This is a genomic window from Desulforamulus reducens MI-1, from assembly GCF_000016165.1.
In the GTDB taxonomy this organism is placed as follows: domain Bacteria; phylum Bacillota; class Desulfotomaculia; order Desulfotomaculales; family Desulfotomaculaceae; genus Desulfotomaculum; species Desulfotomaculum reducens.
The window spans coordinates 435,384-453,147 of the sequence record NC_009253.1; the positions used below are offsets into that span (position 1 = coordinate 435,384).

Sequence of the window (17,764 nt, forward strand, 5' to 3'; positions counted from 1 at the left end):
CTAAATATTCTAAATATACTGAAAAGTACCACAACAACTGAAATGAAGAGAAAATAAACCCCTAATTGGTTTAGACAAAATTTTTAAACTTATACAATAGTATGGTGAAATGTTTCAAAAATGTAATGATCGTTAATAAAGGAACAAATGCTGTTCTATGTTAAAACGCCGAGTTACGGGGATTATTCAATGCAAAACACCTTTGGCATAGGCTTTGCGAATATCTAAATTTAAATATGCTCTTTGTATAAACCCAAATAGCAACTTTTTTGAGAAGAGAGCCTAGAGCCCCAATGATTTTTAATCTATTGGGGCTCTTTTTATTCAGTTCTCAGAAAAGGTGTGAAAGAAAGAAGTGAGGTGCTGAAATGAAGGAAACTGTAATAGTGAGTGCAGCAAGAACGCCCTTTGGCCGATTCGGTGGCGGACTAAAGTCACTAAAGGCTGTGGATCTTGGAGGGATAGCCATTGCTGAAGCAATCAGACGTGCTGGTGTATCCTCTGAGCAAATTGACTACGTCTATATGGGTCAAGTTCTCCAGGGTGGATGCGGTCAAGTTCCATCTCGTCAGGCAACCCGCAAGGCAGGTTTGCCATGGGAAGTTCCATCGATAACAGTAAATAAGGTTTGTTCCTCTGGGTTAATTACCGTATCATTAGCCGATAAAGCAATTCGGCTGGGTGAAATAGATATTGCGGTTGCAGGCGGTATGGAAAGCATGAGCAATGCGCCCTATTTTCTGCCCGGTATGCGTTGGGGTTCCCGTATGATGAATTCAAGTGCTGTGGATCTGATGGTTAATGATGGGCTTTGGTGCTCGTTCTATGATAGACATATGGCTATTCATGGATCAGAGGTAGCTAGTGAATTTGGCTTGAGTCGGGAAGCTCAGGATGAGTGGGCATTGCGGAGCCAATTATATGCCTCTGATGCAATAAAAGCTGGTCGTTTAAAAGAAGAAATAGTTCCTGTGGAGCTAAAGAGCAAGAAGGGTACAACCATTGTTGATACGGATGAAGGTCCTCGGGCGGACACTACTATGGAGGGGTTAGCCAAATTACCACCAGTCTTTGACAAGAACGGGACTGTCACAGCAGGTAATGCACCCGGTGTTAATGACGGTGCAGGTGCATTGGTTCTTATGTCCCGCGACAAAGCAATGGAACTAGGAATCAAACCCTTAGCCACCATTGTTGGACATGCTGAGGTTTCCCAGGAAGCTCGTTATATTGCAACTGTTCCCGGTCTGTCTACAATGAAACTTTTACAACAAAAGGGTATGTCCATAGATGATATTGCACTGATAGAGGCTAATGAAGCCTTTGCAGCCGTAGCTCTGACAAGCGGCAAGATTACTAACTGGGACACCAAACGAGTCAATGTAGATGGTGGAGCAATTGCCTTTGGTCACCCCATCGGAGCCAGCGGAGCCAGAATCCTTATGCACCTGGCCTTTGCTCTGCGGGCACGTGGTGGTGGATATGGGATTGCTTGCATCTGTAGTGGAGCAGCCCAGGGTGATGCCATGATGATTAAAGTTGAGTAGCATAAAACCATCATTTCCACAATAAAAATAAATGAATCGGGGGGCAACCATATGGAATGGAATACCCTTTTCCTTGAAAAAGAAGGCAATATTGCTTTATTAACCATTAATCGTCCTAAGGCATTAAATGCTCTTAATCCGGAAGTTCTTACCGAACTGGGGCAGGCTGTTGACGTTATTACTGCTGATGATGAAATATTTGTTGTAATTCTAAAAGGAGCCGGAGAGAAGGCATTTGTGGCTGGTGCAGATATTACAGCTATGAAAGATATGACTGCTCTTGAAAGTCGTGCCTTTGGTATTTTAGGACAGGAAGTATTCAAAAAGTTGGAATATATGCCAAAGCCGGTAATTGCAGCTATCAACGGATTTGCCTTGGGTGGCGGCTGTGAGTTGGCCATGGCCTGTGATATCCGTGTAGCCACTGAAAAGAGCAAGTTTGGTCAACCGGAAGTTGGTTTAGGAGTTACCCCTGGCTTTGCTGGCACCCAAAGATTGCCTCGCTTAGTGGGTAAAGGTCGGGCCAAAGAACTATTATACACAGCCGACATGATCAGTGCAGCAGATGCTCATCGCATTGGTTTGGTAAACCATGTGGTAGCAGAGGATCAGTTGCTTGAATTCTGTAAGAGCATGGCCAAACGGATTGCAACCAAGGGACAAATTGCTGTTCGCCTTTGCAAAGCAGCCGTTGATCAAGGTTTAGAGATGGATGTTGATAAGTCCATGGCCTTTGAGGCTGATATCTTTGCATTATGTTTTGCTACTTCTGACCAAAAAGAAGGCATGACTGCTTTTGTAGAAAAACGAAAGCCGAATTTCATAGGAAAATAGATTGTTATTATATCCCTGCCAAAAACAATTATTATGGTTAGGAAGTGATATTTAATGGATTTTAGATTAAACGATGAACAGCAAATGTTTAGAGATACCATTCGTAAATTTGCTCAGAAAGAAATCGCTCCCATCGCAGCTCAGACTGACAGTACCCATCAGTTCCCTCTGGAGACTTTAAAAAAATTAGCTGATATGGGTTTAATGGGTCTTCCCATTCCAGAAGAATATGGTGGTGCTGGCTCTGATTATGTAACCTTTGCTATCCTAGTTGAGGAAATTGCCAAGGTCTGCGCATCAACCGCAGTTATTCTATCGGTTCATACTGGTTTAGGTTGTATGTCTACCTATATGTTTGGTAACGAAGAACAAAAGGAAAGATATCTGAAGCCATTGTGCGAAGGTAAAATGCTTGGCGCATTTGCCCTTACAGAACCCCAAGCCGGTTCAGATGCTGCTGCTTTAAAATGCACGGCAGTACGGAAAGGTGACAAATACATCCTGAACGGTAGCAAGATTTTCATTACCAATGGTGGTTACGCAGATATGTATGTTACCTTTGTACGGACAGACCCAAGCACCAAGAATTACAACGGAGTTACCTGTTTGATCGTGGATAAAGATACACCTGGCTTGGTCATTGGTAAACCCGAAGAAAAAATGGGCTTGAACGGATCTGCCACAGTAACTTTGACCTTTGAAGACGCTGAGGTACCAGTAGAAAACCGTTTGCTGGAGGAAGGCAAGGGCTTCAATGTGGCCATGGGCCTTCTGAACGGCGGACGTATTACCATTGGTGCCCAGGGCTTAGGTATTGCCCAAGGCGCTCTTGATTTAACCATTCCTTATGTAAAAGGTCGTGAACAATTCGGCAAGCCTCTTTCTGCCCAACAAGGAATCCAGTTTATGCTGGCTGATATGGCAACAGAAATTGATGCATCACGCCTGTTGATTTATCGTGCTGCATGGCTAAAGAGCAACGGGTTAGAACATGCAATGGAAGCTTCCATGGCCAAACGTTTTGCAACCGACACAGCCATGAGAGTAACCACTGACTGTGTACAATTGTTTGGTGGCTATGGCTACTGCAAAGAGTACCAAATAGAGCGGTATATGCGGGATGCCAAAATTACTCAAATCTATGAAGGTGCCAACCAAATTCAAAGATTAGTAATTGCCAAGCAGCTTCTTAAATAATCATAAAAGGGATACCCAATAAATGTAAACGAAAGGGGTATGAGTTAGTGGCGAAGACAAACAAAAGAATGTCTCTGACCGAAGCCATCAGTATGATTAATGATGGCGACATGCTTACCTTCAGTGGATTTACAATTTGGCGTCGTCCTATGGCAGCAATTTACGAAATTGTCAGGCAACAAAAAAAGAATCTACATCTTGTGGAAGTGAATTCAGGTACCCATAGTGAAGTACTGATTGGGGCAGGATGTGTAAAGGTTTGGGAGTCATGCTGGATTGGTCATGAATTATTTGGCAAATTAGGCGCTAACCTTGCCCGCAAGGTTAAGACAGGTGAACTTATTGTCAATGATTACAGCCACGTTCATATGGTGTTGCGTTTAATGGCTGGTGCCATGGGCGTTCCCTACTTGCCAACTGCAGCGTCAATGGGTACAGATATCCTGAATCCGGAATTTGATACTTTAGCAAACAATGGTTTGCGAAATGGAGAAAACCCTAAAATCCCGGCACAGAAGTATGAATTTGCCAAGGATAACTTTTTTGATATGGGAGAACTGCTCCATATTCCCGCTGCACGTCCAGATGTCTGTATTATGTTAGTGCAGCAGGTGGGTGAAGAGGGAACCGTTCGAATCTCAGGACAAAAATACACAGACGAAGAGGCAGCCAAAGCGGCTGACAAAGTAATTGTGATTGCAGAGGAAGTCGTGCCGGAAGAATATCTCCGTCGGGAGCCGGATCGTAACCTTTTACCTCCGTATATGGTTGATGCCATAGTTGAGCTGCCAATGGCAGGTCATCCAACTGGTTGCTATGGTAGGTATGAGGTAGACGGGGACTTTATGCGGAATTTCTATAGCAGCACGAAAACCCAAGAGGGCTTTGATGCTTGGGCTAAAGAGTGGATATTTGATGTTAAGGATCATTTTGAATACCTGGAAAAACTAGGTGTTAAACGATTAGAAGCACTGCGGGCCAATTCTGCTTTGAGTTATTCAAACAAAGTGAAGAGGGGGGCGAGATAAATGAGTAGCCATGAGTTTGCCAAACCGGGTGAATACAAAATCATCGATTTACTGGCTGTTTCAGCGGCCAGGGAAGTGAATGATGGCGAAGTGGTATTTGCCGGTACAGGTTTACCGATGCTGGCTATCATGCTTGCCCAAAAAACAACCTCCCCCGGTGCATATTGCATATATGAAGCCGGTTCGGTTGACGGTAGACCCATTCACCTGCCCGCTTCCGTTGGTGATGCTCGATGTGTATATGGAGGAGCCATTGCCTCTGGGTTATTTGATGTGTTCAATCAGTTGCATCGTGGTAAGGTAGACCTGGCATTCCTAGGTGGAGCCGAAATTGATAAATATGGCAATGTTAATACCACTGCAATGGGAGACTATTTAAAGCCCTCAGCTAGACTAACTGGTAGTGGTGGAAATGCTGACATTAACTCCTTAGCAAAGCGAACTGTCTTTATGATGGTTCAAGAAAAGCGTCGCTTTGTCGATAATGTTAGTTATGTTACCTCCCCAGGTTGGAAGATACCTAAATTCCCTGGTCGTGAATTTGTTCCTAAGCAAGAGATCTATGGAAAATTCCACAGGGGGGGGCCCTCTGCAGTTATTACCAATATGGGTGTTTTCCGGTTTGATCAGGAAACTGGTAAAATGTATCTGGATACTGTTCACCCTGGTTTCAGTGCCCAGGATGTTAAGGATAACTGCAGCTTTGATTTAGATATTTCTAGGGTCAGTGGAGAAACCAAGCCACCCACTTATCACGAGCTTGAATTGTTGTATAAAGTGATTGATCCAGAGGGGATATTCCTACCATAAAGGAAATCGCCTGTATGTGATATTTACTGACATCAATTAGTTATAATAGAAAATCCAAGGCATATGATATATCCCTTTTGTGTAGACAGTTGGTAAAAACCTATACTGTTTACACGGGAGGGATATTCTTATGGCAAGGAGAGAATAGGCTTTAATAAAATTTCTGAGAAAAATAAAAATTACTACTTGCCAATGTAGTGTTATTCGTGTTAATATAACAAATGTCGCCGCGAGGTGATAACAAAAAATTACCACTTGCAAGAAGATAACTGGGAGTGGTAAGATAAGATTCCTGCCGCTGCTTAAGGTAGTGAGAAAACCACCAAAAACTTTTACTTGAAACAAAGCGAGAGATATGGTAAAATAAAATTCCGGTTGCGAGGCCGGAACCAAACAAACGGTCTTTGAAAACTAAACAGAGATGATGGATGCAAAAGGTCAAGTCAAAAGTCATCGCAAGATGAAACTATGAATGACCACAAAAAACATCCTCGTCAAGCGTTAAAAGACGCTAGCGAGTAAATCAAGGATAAGTAAAGAGCCAAAAACTCTTTAAAATATTGCGAAATATTTCACGGAGAGTTTGATCCTGGCTCAGGACGAACGCTGGCGGCGTGCTTAACACATGCAAGTCGAACGGTCTTCGAGGTTCGACATTCGAGGTTCGAATTTTGAGTTCGAGTAAAGCTTAAGGGTCATTTAAAAGACCCCAAAGAAATGCTTGGATCGAATCACGAATTTCGAACGTCGAACTTCGAAGATAGTGGCGAACGGGTGAGTAACGCGTGGATAACCTGCCTGATAGACCGGGATAACAGCTGGAAACGGCTGCTAATACCGGATACGCTTGCGGAGTCGCATGGCTCTGTAAGGAAAGCTATCGTGCTATCAGATGGATCCGCGTCCCATTAGCTAGTTGGTGGTGTAACGGACCACCAAGGCGACGATGGGTAGCCGGCCTGAGAGGGCGAACGGCCACACTGGGACTGAGACACGGCCCAGACTCCTACGGGAGGCAGCAGTGGGGAATCTTCCGCAATGGGCGAAAGCCTGACGGAGCAACGCCGCGTGAGGGAAGAAGGCCTTCGGGTTGTAAACCTCTGTTTTCAGGGAAGAACAAATGACGGTACCTGAAGAGTAAGCTCCGGCTAACTACGTGCCAGCAGCCGCGGTAATACGTAGGGAGCGAGCGTTGTCCGGATTTACTGGGCGTAAAGGGCGCGTAGGTGGTGCATTAAGTTAGAGGTGAAAGTTCGGGGCTCAACCCCGTGATTGCCTCTGATACTGGTGGACTTGAGTGCAGGAGAGGGGAGCAGAATTCCCAGTGTAGCGGTGAAATGCGTAGATATTGGGAGGAATACCAGTGGCGAAGGCGGCTCTCTGGACTGTAACTGACACTGAGGCGCGAAAGCGTGGGGAGCGAACAGGATTAGATACCCTGGTAGTCCACGCCGTAAACGATGAGTGCTAGGTGTTGCGGGTATCGACCCCTGCAGTGCCGCAGTAAACACAATAAGCACTCCGCCTGGGGAGTACGGTCGCAAGACTGAAACTCAAAGGAATTGACGGGGGCCCGCACAAGCGGTGGAGTATGTGGTTTAATTCGACGCAACGCGAAGAACCTTACCAGGGCTTGACATCCTACGAAACTCATAGAGATATGAGCCTTATCCTTCGGGATAACGTAGAGACAGGTGGTGCATGGTTGTCGTCAGCTCGTGTCGTGAGATGTTGGGTTAAGTCCCGCAACGAGCGCAACCCCTAACATTAGTTGCCAGCACGTAAAGGTGGGAACTCTAATGTGACTGCCGTTGACAAAACGGAGGAAGGTGGGGATGACGTCAAATCATCATGCCCCTTATGTCCTGGGCTACACACGTACTACAATGGCCGGTACAGACGGAAGCGAAGCCGTGAGGTGGAGCAAACCTGAGAAAGCCGGTCCCAGTTCGGATTGTAGTCTGCAACTCGACTACATGAAGTCGGAATCGCTAGTAATCGCAGGTCAGCATACTGCGGTGAATACGTTCCCGGGCCTTGTACACACCGCCCGTCACACCACGAAAGTTGACAACACCCGAAGCCGGTGAGCTAACCGCAAGGAGGCAGCCGTCGAAGGTGGGGCCGATGATTGGGGTGAAGTCGTAACAAGGTAGCCGTATCGGAAGGTGCGGCTGGATCACCTCCTTTCTAAGGAGAAATTAGCGAAAGCTAATTATCTAAGGTCGGTCATTCATCATCAACCTGTTTAGTTTTGAGAGACTAAAACAACCATAAATTACTGGTTGTTTTTCAAACTCTCATGCTTTAGAATCATAAAACCAACGTTCTTTGAAAACTGAACAGCGAAACAAGTAAAGCGTCGACAAAAAACAATTTCAGTAGGTTACCAAAAGTAACCGAGCCGAAAAGCAAGATTGGTCAAGAAAGAAAGGGCATACGGTGGATGCCTAGGCGCTAAGGGCCGAAGAAGGGCGCGGTAAGCTGCGAAAAGCCACGAGGAGCCGCAAGCAGGCATTGATTCGTGGGTACCCGAATGGGGCAACCCGGCGGAGCAAACCTCCGTCACCCTATGCTGAATCCATAGGCATAGAGGAGGGCACCCGGGGAACTGAAACATCTAAGTACCCGGAGGAAGAGAAAGAAACATCGAACCCCCAAGTAGCGGCGAGCGAAAAGGGGCGAGCCTAAACCAGAATTCTTCGGAAATCTGGGGTTGCGGGACCCTCATCACGTGATAACTAGACCTAGTCGAAGACACCTGGAAAGGTGCTGCACAGAAGGTAAAACACCTGTAGACGAAAGGTTGAACATTACAGAGGAAATCCCAAGTACCGCGGGACACGAGAAACCCCGTGGGAATCAGGGGGGACCACCCCCCAAGGCTAAATACCCATAGCGACCGATAGTGAACCAGTACCGTGAGGGAAAGGTGAAAAGCACCCCGGGAGGGGAGTGAAAAAGAACCTGAAACCGTATGCCTACAAACTGTCGGAGCACTATTCGAGGTTCGATATTCGAGATTCGAAATTCGAATGCATGTCATATCTTACGGGTCAAGTAAAAAAGACCCTAAAGGAATGCGTGTATCGAACCACGAACTTCGAACATCGAACTTCGAAGTGTGACGGCGTACTTTTTGTAGAACGGACCGGCGAGTTACATCTAACGTGCAGGTTAAGGCAGGAAAGCCGGAGCCAAAGCGAAAGCGAGTCTTAAAAGGGCGAGAGTGTACGTTGGAGTAGACCCGAAACCTGGTGATCTACCCATGTCCAGAGTGAAGCTTTAGTAAAATAAAGTGGAGGCTCGAACCGACCTTCGTTGAAAAGGAGGCGGATGAGGTGTGGGTAGGGGTGAAATGCCAATCGAACCAGGAGATAGCTGGTTCTCCCCGAAATAGCTTTAGGGCTAGCCTCGGTGGATGAATAACGGAGGTAGAGCACTGAATGGGCTAGGGGCCTTCACGGGTTACCGAACCCAATCAAACTCCGAATGCCGTTATTTTAGAAACCGGGAGTCAGACTGCGGGTGCTAAGATTCGTAGTCAAAAGGGAAACAGCCCAGACCAACAGCTAAGGTCCCAAAGATATACTAAGTGGAAAAGGATGTGGGGTTGCTAAGACAACCAGGATGTTGGCTTAGAAGCAGCCACCATTTAAAGAGTGCGTAATAGCTCACTGGTCAAGTGACCCTGCGCCGAAAATGTAACGGGGCTAAGTATATCACCGAAGCTTTGGATTCTCGAGGTTCGATATTCGAGATTCGATGTTCGAAAGGAAAACTCACATGATAAAAGATTATCATGATCTTGAAGTGTACAAGAGGGGATATAAACTGGCTCTTCAAATACACAAAACAACAAAGGGTTTTCCGCAGCATGAGTTGTATGAGATAGGGAGCCAAATAAGACGTGCGACCGTATCAATACCGCTTAATATAGCCGAAGGATACGGTAGAAAGAACTATGTAGATGATTTTAAGAGGTTCTTAATAAATGCACTTGGATCCTGTAATGAGGTTGCAGTTTTACTAGATATGATCAAAGACCTTGGATATATATCAGATCAGTATGAAGGTTTTAAAGAGGAATACGATTATCTAGGAAGGCAACTAAACAAACTGATACAAACTTGGAAATAATCGAATTTCGAAATTCGAATATCGAACTTCGAGAATGGTAGGGGAGCGTTCTTACCACATTGAAGCAGTACCGAAAGGAGCTGTGGAGAGGTAAGAAGTGAGAATGCCGGTATGAGTAAGCGAAAAGGCAGGTGAGAATCCTGCCCGCCGAAAACCTAAGGATTTCTGGGGAAGGTTCGTCCGCCCAGAGTAAGTCGGGACCTAAGCCGAGGCCGCAAGGCGTAGGCGATGGACAATCGGTTGAAAATCCGATACCACCAAAAACCGTATGAGGATGGAGTGACGCAGGAGGGTAAGTTAAGCCAGCGGTTGGAAAAGCTGGTCCAAGCCCGTAGGGTGTAAGATAGGCAAATCCGTCTTACATAAAACCTGAGAGGTGACGGGGAGCGAAAACAAGTAGCGAAGTAACTGATCCCAAACTGCCAAGAAAAGCTTCTAACGAGGTAAGTTGGTGCCCGTACCGCAAACCGACACAGGTAGGTGGGGTGAGAATCCTAAGGCGCGCGAGAGAACCCTCGTTAAGGAACTCGGCAAAATGACCCCGTAACTTCGGGAGAAGGGGTGCCTCGGTATCGTGAAAATTGTACGATTGGAGCGAGAAAAGGCCGCAGAGAAAAGGTCCAAGCGACTGTTTACCAAAAACACAGGTCCCTGCTAAAGCGAAAGCTGACGTATAGGGGCTGACGCCTGCCCGGTGCTGGAAGGTTAAGGGGAAATGTTAAGGAAACTGAAGCATAGAACCGAAGCCCCAGTAAACGGCGGCCGTAACTATAACGGTCCTAAGGTAGCGAAATTCCTTGTCGGGTAAGTTCCGACCCGCACGAAAGGCGTAACGATTTGGACACTGTCTCAACGAGGGGCTCGGTGAAATTGTAATGACGGTGAAGATGCCGTCTACCTGCGACAGGACAGAAAGACCCCGTGGAGCTTTACTGTAGCTTGACATTGGGTTTTGGTATTTGATGTACAGGATAGGTGGGAGACTTAGAAGCTTGCACGCCAGTGTAGGTGGAGTCAGCGTTGGGATACCACCCTTTAGATATTGAAATTCTAACTAAATTCCATGAAGCTGGAATGAGGACAGTGTCAGGTGGGCAGTTTGACTGGGGCGGTCGCCTCCCAAAAGGTAACGGAGGCGCCCAAAGGTTCCCTCAGTGCGGAAGGAAATCGCACGTTAGAGTGTAAAGGCAAAAGGGAGCTTGACAGCGAGACCAACAAGTCGAGCTGGTACGAAAGTAGGGCTTAGTGATCCGGCGGTTCTGAGTGGAAGGGCCGTCGCTCAACGGATAAAAGCTACCCCGGGGATAACAGGCTTATCTCCCCCAAGAGTCCACATCGACGGGGAGGTTTGGCACCTCGATGTCGGCTCATCGCATCCTGGGGCTGAAGTAGGTCCCAAGGGTTGGGCTGTTCGCCCATTAAAGCGGTACGTGAGCTGGGTTCAGAACGTCGTGAGACAGTTCGGTCCCTATCCGTCGCAGGCGCAGGAAACTTGAGAAGAGCTGTCCCTAGTACGAGAGGACCGGGATGGACGGACCGCTGGTGTACCAGCTATCGTGCCAACGGTAGTGCTGGGTAACTAAGTCCGGAAGGGATAAGTGCTGAAAGCATCTAAGCACGAAGCCTCCTTCAAGATGAGGTTTCCCACCTTCTCGAAGTTCGAGTTTCGACATTCGATGTTCGAATTTGGGTAAGAATTTTGGGTTGTTAAAAATAAAGACCCAAAAGAAATACTTAGATCGAACTTCGAACCACGAATTTCGAACTTCGAGAAGGGTAAGATCCCATGAAGACTACATGGTAGATAGGCCGGGAGTGTAAGAGCAGCAATGTTTTCAGCTGACCGGTACTAATAGATCGAGTTCTTGACCAAAAACAAGCCTTAGGCCATGTGCCATGAGCCGTGAGCTAAGGTTAAGAATATATGACGCAATACTAAATAGCTGTTCAGTTTTGAGAGAACATAAATTGTTTGCTCAAAGGAAAAGCCAAAAAGCTCATGGCCCAAGGCCCACAGCCCATGGCTGACCTAAAAGTAATACCCAATAGCATAAAGTTTCTGGTGGCGATACCGGAGGGGGTACACCTGTTCCCATCCCGAACACAGCAGTTAAGCCCTCCAGGGCCGATGGTACTTGGAGCTCACGCTCCTGGGAGAGTAGGTCGTCGCCAGAGTAATTTTTTAACACCCACAGTCATAGGCTGTGGGTGTTGTGTGTTTATGGGATAGTAATATATTTCATAATTTACTTTTGAAATGCCTTTGATGTTTCCGTTAATAAACATTCGAGAACACTTCTTTTGTGAAAAAGAAAGCAAAGAATAATAAATATATATTGACTGCTAATAAGGGATTATTTATAATGTGTATAAGTTCACTATTATAGAAGCTAGTTCACAATTGTAGAACACGCAAAGGGTGTTTAAGTTGAAATTAAAGCAGTCGCATATCTGGGTTTGGACTATTTTGCATTAAAGATATGAAAATTTTATATACTGTCGTAATTAGGTTGCTGTAAGTTGTGCACTTAAATATATTCCAAAAGTCAAGGGAGAGATTATCATGAACTTAGCAAAATTTACTCGGAGACGTTACACAGAGGGACAAACACCAATTGAGTTTTTACCTAATTTTACAAAGGCTCTTGAGGGACCGAACATCTATATTAAAAGGGATGACCAACTAGGATTAACTTCTGGGGGTAATAAAACCAGAAAGTTGGAATTCTTAGTGGCAGATGCTCTGGCACAGGGGGCTGATACCCTTATTACCTGCGGAGCAGTACAGTCCAACCATTGTCGACTTACCCTCGCGGCAGCTGTGAAGGAAGGTTTGAAATGCAGATTAGTTTTAGAAGAAAGGGTTCCCGGTAGCTATAAGCCAGAAGCCAGCGGAAACAACTTTTTGTTTAATCTGCTGGGTGTAGAAAAAGTTAAGGTTGTATCAGGCGGTTCAGATATGATGAAGGAAATGCAAATTGTTGCCGACGAATTGGCCGCCGAGGGGCGTAAGGCCTATATAATTCCCGGTGGTGGTTCAAACGAAATAGGTAGTTTAGGATATGTTGCATGTGCACAGGAAATTTTCGCCCAACTTTTTGAAAAAGGTTTAAAGATTGATCATATTGTTACTCCCAGTGGTAGTGCAGGAACTCATACCGGGTTGGTAACAGGATTTTACGGTAACAACTGTAATATTCCTATAACTGGGATTAGCGTTAGCCGTAAAAAACACGATCAAGAAGAATTGGTGTACAGCGTAATTCAAAAAACTGCCGCCCTTTTAGAGATAAAACAAGAAATCCCGAGGGAAGCTGTAAGTGTATACGATGATTACGTTGGCCCTGGCTATTCCTTGCCTACTCCGGAAATGGTTGAAGCGGTACAACTATTGGCCAGAACAGAAGGTATTTTGCTTGACCCTGTATACACTGGTAAAGCAATGTCTGGCTTAATAGGACTTGTTCGTAAGGGCTTTTTCAAGAAAGACCAGAATGTTCTATTCATCCATACTGGTGGTTCTCCTGCTTTATATGCTTACACGTCAACTATCCTGGGCAACGATTAATAACCGCCATAACATTTCTGCATGGCCGTTATATCACTGGATATCATAAGTGTATAAATTGATGCAAGAAACATTAAATGCTCAAAGGAGGTGGCGCCTTCTATTTGGATCAACCGTCATAGTCCCAAGAACATTTAGGTTGCAAGAAACATTTCTCTAAAAAGGGGAGGCTAAAACATGTCAAAAATAACAAAAATGTTTTCTTTAATGTTGATATTAGTATTCGGTGTGTTTTCTCTGGTTGGCTGTACTTCTGGTGGTAAAGAACAAGCTGGTGGAGACAAAGCTAAGGAGTCTGAACCTGTTGTAATCAAATTAGCACACGAGAACGTACCCAAACATCCCATGGGACAAGCTTTTATTAAGTTTAAAGAGCTGGTTGAAAGCCGTAGTAATGGAGCAATAAAAGTAGACCTTTATGATAGTGGTAAATTTGGTAATGCTCGTGAAATTGTAGAAGGTCTACAAACTGGCCAAATCCAGATGGGATCTTCATCAACTCCAAACTTAGCTCCCTTTTCTAAGGATTTTCTAATTTATGATTTACCATTTTTATTCCCGGATTATGAGTCTACAGATAAAGTTACTGATGGTCCTATCGGTAAAAAAGCTGCTGCTGCATTAGAATCCAGTAACATTAAAGGCTTAGGTTATATTGAAATTGGCTTCCGTCATATTTTTAACAATGCTAAACCTGTAAATACAATGGCTGATCTTAAAGGTTTAAAAATTCGCTCCACTGCCAGTAAGGCTCACATTGCCACATTGAAAGGTTTAGGCGCTAACCCAACTCCAGTAGCCTGGGGAGAAGTATATACCGCTTTACAACAGAAAACTGTTGATGGTATTGATATTGACTTAAACTTAGCATGGTTTAACAATTTCCAAGAAGTAAATAAAAATTTAACCTTAGTAAACAGTATATACAGTCCTCACTTGGTAATGATTAATAAAGCATTTTTTGAAAAATTAACTCCAGAAAATCAGAAGATTGTTACCGAGGCCTTTGAAGAAATCAAAGTATATGAACGTAAATTGATTCGTGACAATGAAAAAATGATCATTGGTAAAATGAAAGAAGCAGGTGTTAATGTAGTAGAGTTAACTCCAGAAGAAAGACAAAAGTGGGCAGATGCCACTGCTGGTGTGTATGATGAATTTGGCGGTGACATTGGTAAAGATCTGATTGAACAGGTTAGGGAAACAGTAAAGAAATAGTTTCTAAAGGAGTAAGGGAGGAGAATGAAATTTCCTTACTCCTTTTTAAAAATTAGATCACTTGTTAGGAGAGGGTCTATTGAGCACTTCAAAATTAAAACTAATATACAATCGGATAGATGAGTATTTATCTTCCGCATTTTTATGCGGCATGATCCTTATTATAGCTATGCAGGTTTTTAATAGGTACGTTTTACAACATTCATTGGATTGGTCGGAGGAATTAGGACGTTATTTGTTCATTTGGTCGGTATATGTAGGTTGTAGCTATGCTATGAAAGAAGATCGCCATCTGGAAGTTACGATATTTAGGCATATGTTTGGCCCTAAAGTAGAGCGAGGACTAATTACAGTTGCTTATTCACTAACAATTGCCTTCTGCTTATTCTGCGTAGTTTATGGTATTAAAATGCTATTATTTTTACTTGAGACTGGACAGTTGAGTCCTGCTTTGGAAATTAGTATGTTCTGGATCTATTTAGCAATTCCTGTTGGTATGGGTTTAATGGCTATTAGAACATTTGAACGAATTTGGGGGATGTATTTTAACAGCGACATTAAGTTTTACAATGAAGCCGACGAATTTATAGACCGTGAGGTGAAATAGAAGTTGACTATAGCACTAGTATTTATATCACTAGCTATATTTTTACTGTTAAGTATACCTATTGGTATTTCTATTGGACTAAGTGTCCTGGTCGGTATGATTGTTGGTCAAGATTTGCCTACAGCATTTTTAATTCAGAAAATGATTGCTTCACTTGATTCTTTTCCCCTACTAGCGGTTCCTTTCTTTATTATGGCCGGTGAAATTATGCAAAAAGGTAGTATGGCCCAGAGACTGTTAGCTGTATCTAGGACTTTAGTTGGTCATATTACGGGTGGTATGGCTCATATTTCGGTTCTTACGTGTATGTTTTACGGTGCTCTAAGTGGTTCAGCCCCTGCAACAGTAGCGGCGGTTGGCGGAATTATGATACCGAGCATGGAAAAAGAAGGATATGACAAACCCTTTTCAACTGCCGTAAATACTGCAGCTGGCTGTTTAGGTGTAATGATTCCACCAAGTGTTCCTCTAATTATTTATGGCACTACTGCTGGAGTATCTGTAGGGGATCTCTTTATTGCAGGAGTAATTCCCGGACTCTTTGTTGGCATGTTCTTGATGGCAACCAGTTATATTATTTCAAAGAAAAAAGGTTATAAAGGTAGCGGACAACGTAGTAACTTTAAAGACATGTTAAAAGCACTTAATGAAGCTAAGTTTGCTTTAGTAGTTCCAGTTATTGTACTTGGTGGTATTTATGGTGGTTTAACAACACCTACTGAGGCAGGGGTTATCGCAGTTATTTATGCTTTCTTAGCAGAAGGATTTATTCATCGTGCTCTTAATTGGTCTAAAGTTTATGAAGTAATCAGAGGATCTGCCTTAACTACTGCCTCTATTTTCTTGGTGGTAGCTACTGCTACAGGTTTAGGTCAAATCCTGATGTTTTATAATGTGCCAGATTTGTTGGTGAACTTTTTAGTAGGAATTTCCGAGAATAAGTATGTACTAATGCCTATCATCCTTCTTTTTCTCGTGGTAATGGGTACCTTCATGGATGCACTTGCTAACATTTTAATTTTAACCCCATTACTTCTTCCTGTTGTTCAGAAAATTGGAATTGACCCGGTTCACTTCGGGATAGTAATGATAGTTGTTATATCAATGGGCTTTTTAACACCTCCGGTAGGGGTAAACTTATTTGTGGGCTGTGGTATTAGTAAGTTGAGAATTGAGGTACTAAGCAAAGCTGTAATACCATTCTTGATTGCTATGTTTATTGCCGTATTGGCCTTGGCTTTTATACCCCAAATAACGCTTTGGTTACCTAGCTTAATGGTAAGCTAAAATTAACTAGGAGCTAAATAATATTTTATATAGGGTAGTCTTTATTACTAGGCTACCCTGGTATAGTCTTCAATGATATATTAAACCCTAAGGCAAACATAAATGTTTTATTTATTTTTTCAGGAGGCATTAAATGAAAGTATCCCTAAGTCGTGAAAAAAAAGGAATCTTAGCTGTGGCTGGGCATGTAGGTTGCGGCCATTGCCATGGTCATGGCAATCAAGCCCAGGACGATTCGGCGGGGTTGGCCACGGTTCTAAAGCTATTTCAAGAGGCTACCGATGTATCGTTGATTATAAAAGATATTCGTATTAAAACAGGACTGAACGGATATATAGAGGTAGAAACAGAGGATGGCGGATATGGAAAATCTGTACCTCGTAGGGGGATTACTCCTAATGAAGCCCGTTTAGCTAAAACACTTATTGGTAGAAAAGCGTTTTGCTCGCAGACCCTTGTTTTAGAGGCTTTTGGTAGGTTTTACGGTCAAGGAATTAGTGAAACCCCTGTTTCTTTACAAACGGCAATATCTAATGCAGCCTTAGATACTTTTGTAAAATGTTATCCATCTGAGTTTAAATTTGGGTATGAAGATTTGGATGGTTCCTGTGGATTAATTGCTGGAGCGGTATTAGATTTTGATGGGATACCAGTGTCAGTGCTAGGTACAGTTAATGCCTCTATAAATGGAATTGGCCCAAATGAAGATATGGAAGGTAATTCTGCAATCGGAAAAAAAGGTGAAATAATGGCTGAATTAGGTATGGTAACATTACCTACAGTTGTTATTGAAGCTAAAGTTCATAATGAATTATTTTCCAAAGTTCTTAATGAGGGGACTTTCTTAGTTAAGGCTGATAAGCAACAAGATAATCCCTTTGTGGCTCATAGTATATTTAATGCAGCTAATGATCTTAACTTCCCAGTTATTATTAGGGAAGATGTTATGGCTAGGGTTCCTGGGGGTATGGAGAAACAGACCAGGGAACTAGCAAATAAAATAGTTTGCTTAGGAGAGAATTTAAAAAATGCTCAGTTTTCCCAGGAAAAACTTAACATCCTTGCTGAATTGGCGCTTTTAATAAGCCAAGATGGCGGCGGTATTAGTTTTATGTCCAATAAGCTGCACGAAATTATTGGTGGTGCGGGAACATTGCAGGGTACAAGCGCGGTAATTAATTACTGTGTACCAAGCGAATATTATAAAGAATACTTGATACCTTTCATCACGGAGGATGATTTGCAAAAATATGTCATGTTAACAAAACAGGCTGTTAAGGAACTTTTTAAGGTATTGCCTGATGCAGTTGAACATGCACAGAAACATTGCTGCAGTAGTTCATTGGAAGATCTTGTTCTAAAGTCATAAATCAAATGTAATAATGATGTGATTTTTATTAAGTAAACGGGAGGATGTTAACAAGTCTTAGTCTTAGGGATAAAAAACAAAAACCATCTGGTTTTATTAATCAGGTGGTTTTGTATATTTTTTGTTTGTCCCTAATGGCAGGAACAAAGTAAAATAAAG

At 43.5% G+C, this 17,764-nt stretch carries 10 protein-coding genes and 3 rRNA genes; all 13 read left to right on the forward strand.

The features are described 5' to 3' along the window. Positions 1-368 precede the first annotated feature (368 nt). Positions 369-1,547 (forward strand): acetyl-CoA C-acetyltransferase, encoded by a 1,179-nt coding sequence (locus tag DRED_RS02140; protein WP_011876786.1) that lies wholly within the window; start codon positions 369-371, stop codon positions 1,545-1,547. A 51-nt stretch (positions 1,548-1,598) separates the two neighbouring features. Further along, on the forward strand, positions 1,599-2,381 hold the full coding sequence (locus tag DRED_RS02145; RefSeq protein ID WP_011876787.1) for a short-chain-enoyl-CoA hydratase: 783 nt from the start codon (positions 1,599-1,601) through the stop codon (positions 2,379-2,381). Positions 2,382-2,435: 54 nt separating this feature from the next. Continuing rightward, positions 2,436-3,578: an acyl-CoA dehydrogenase gene (locus DRED_RS02150; RefSeq protein ID WP_011876788.1), complete on the forward strand. Its 1,143-nt coding sequence runs from the start codon at positions 2,436-2,438 to the stop codon at positions 3,576-3,578. Positions 3,579-3,646: 68 nt separating this feature from the next. Beyond that, positions 3,647-4,606 carry a CoA transferase subunit A gene (locus tag DRED_RS02155; RefSeq protein ID WP_041274744.1) on the forward strand — a complete coding sequence of 320 codons (960 nt, stop codon included), beginning with the start codon at positions 3,647-3,649 and terminating at the stop codon, positions 4,604-4,606. Then, positions 4,607-5,416 (forward strand): CoA-transferase subunit beta, encoded by an 810-nt coding sequence (locus DRED_RS02160; RefSeq protein ID WP_011876790.1) that lies wholly within the window; start codon positions 4,607-4,609, stop codon positions 5,414-5,416. It abuts the gene before it with no gap. A 571-nt stretch (positions 5,417-5,987) separates the two neighbouring features. Then, positions 5,988-7,606: ribosomal RNA gene (locus tag DRED_RS02165) — 16S ribosomal RNA — on the forward strand. Positions 7,607-7,835: 229 nt separating this feature from the next. Next, positions 7,836-11,429 (forward strand): 23S ribosomal RNA (locus DRED_RS02170). 185 nt (positions 11,430-11,614) lie between these two features. Continuing rightward, positions 11,615-11,731, forward strand: a 5S ribosomal RNA gene (rrf, locus tag DRED_RS02175). The 16S, 23S and 5S rRNA genes sit together here, the layout of an rRNA operon. Positions 11,732-12,119: 388 nt before the next feature. Beyond that, positions 12,120-13,124, forward strand: a complete 1,005-nt coding sequence (cuyA, locus tag DRED_RS02180; RefSeq protein ID WP_011876792.1) for a D-cysteate sulfo-lyase — start codon at positions 12,120-12,122, stop codon at positions 13,122-13,124. Positions 13,125-13,301: 177 nt separating this feature from the next. Next, a complete protein-coding gene (locus DRED_RS02185) occupies positions 13,302-14,342 on the forward strand; it encodes a TRAP transporter substrate-binding protein (protein WP_011876793.1) in 1,041 nt (346 codons plus the stop codon). A gap of 79 nt (positions 14,343-14,421) precedes the next feature. After that, positions 14,422-14,949 carry a TRAP transporter small permease gene (locus DRED_RS02190; protein ID WP_011876794.1) on the forward strand — a complete coding sequence of 176 codons (528 nt, stop codon included), beginning with the start codon at positions 14,422-14,424 and terminating at the stop codon, positions 14,947-14,949. A gap of 3 nt (positions 14,950-14,952) precedes the next feature. Then, positions 14,953-16,236, forward strand: a complete 1,284-nt coding sequence (locus tag DRED_RS02195; protein WP_011876795.1) for a TRAP transporter large permease — start codon at positions 14,953-14,955, stop codon at positions 16,234-16,236. 289 nt (positions 16,237-16,525) lie between these two features. After that, entirely contained in the window at positions 16,526-17,605 is a 1,080-nt protein-coding gene (locus DRED_RS02200; RefSeq protein ID WP_156779560.1) for a hypothetical protein, read from the forward strand. Positions 17,606-17,764: the final 159 nt, after the last annotated feature.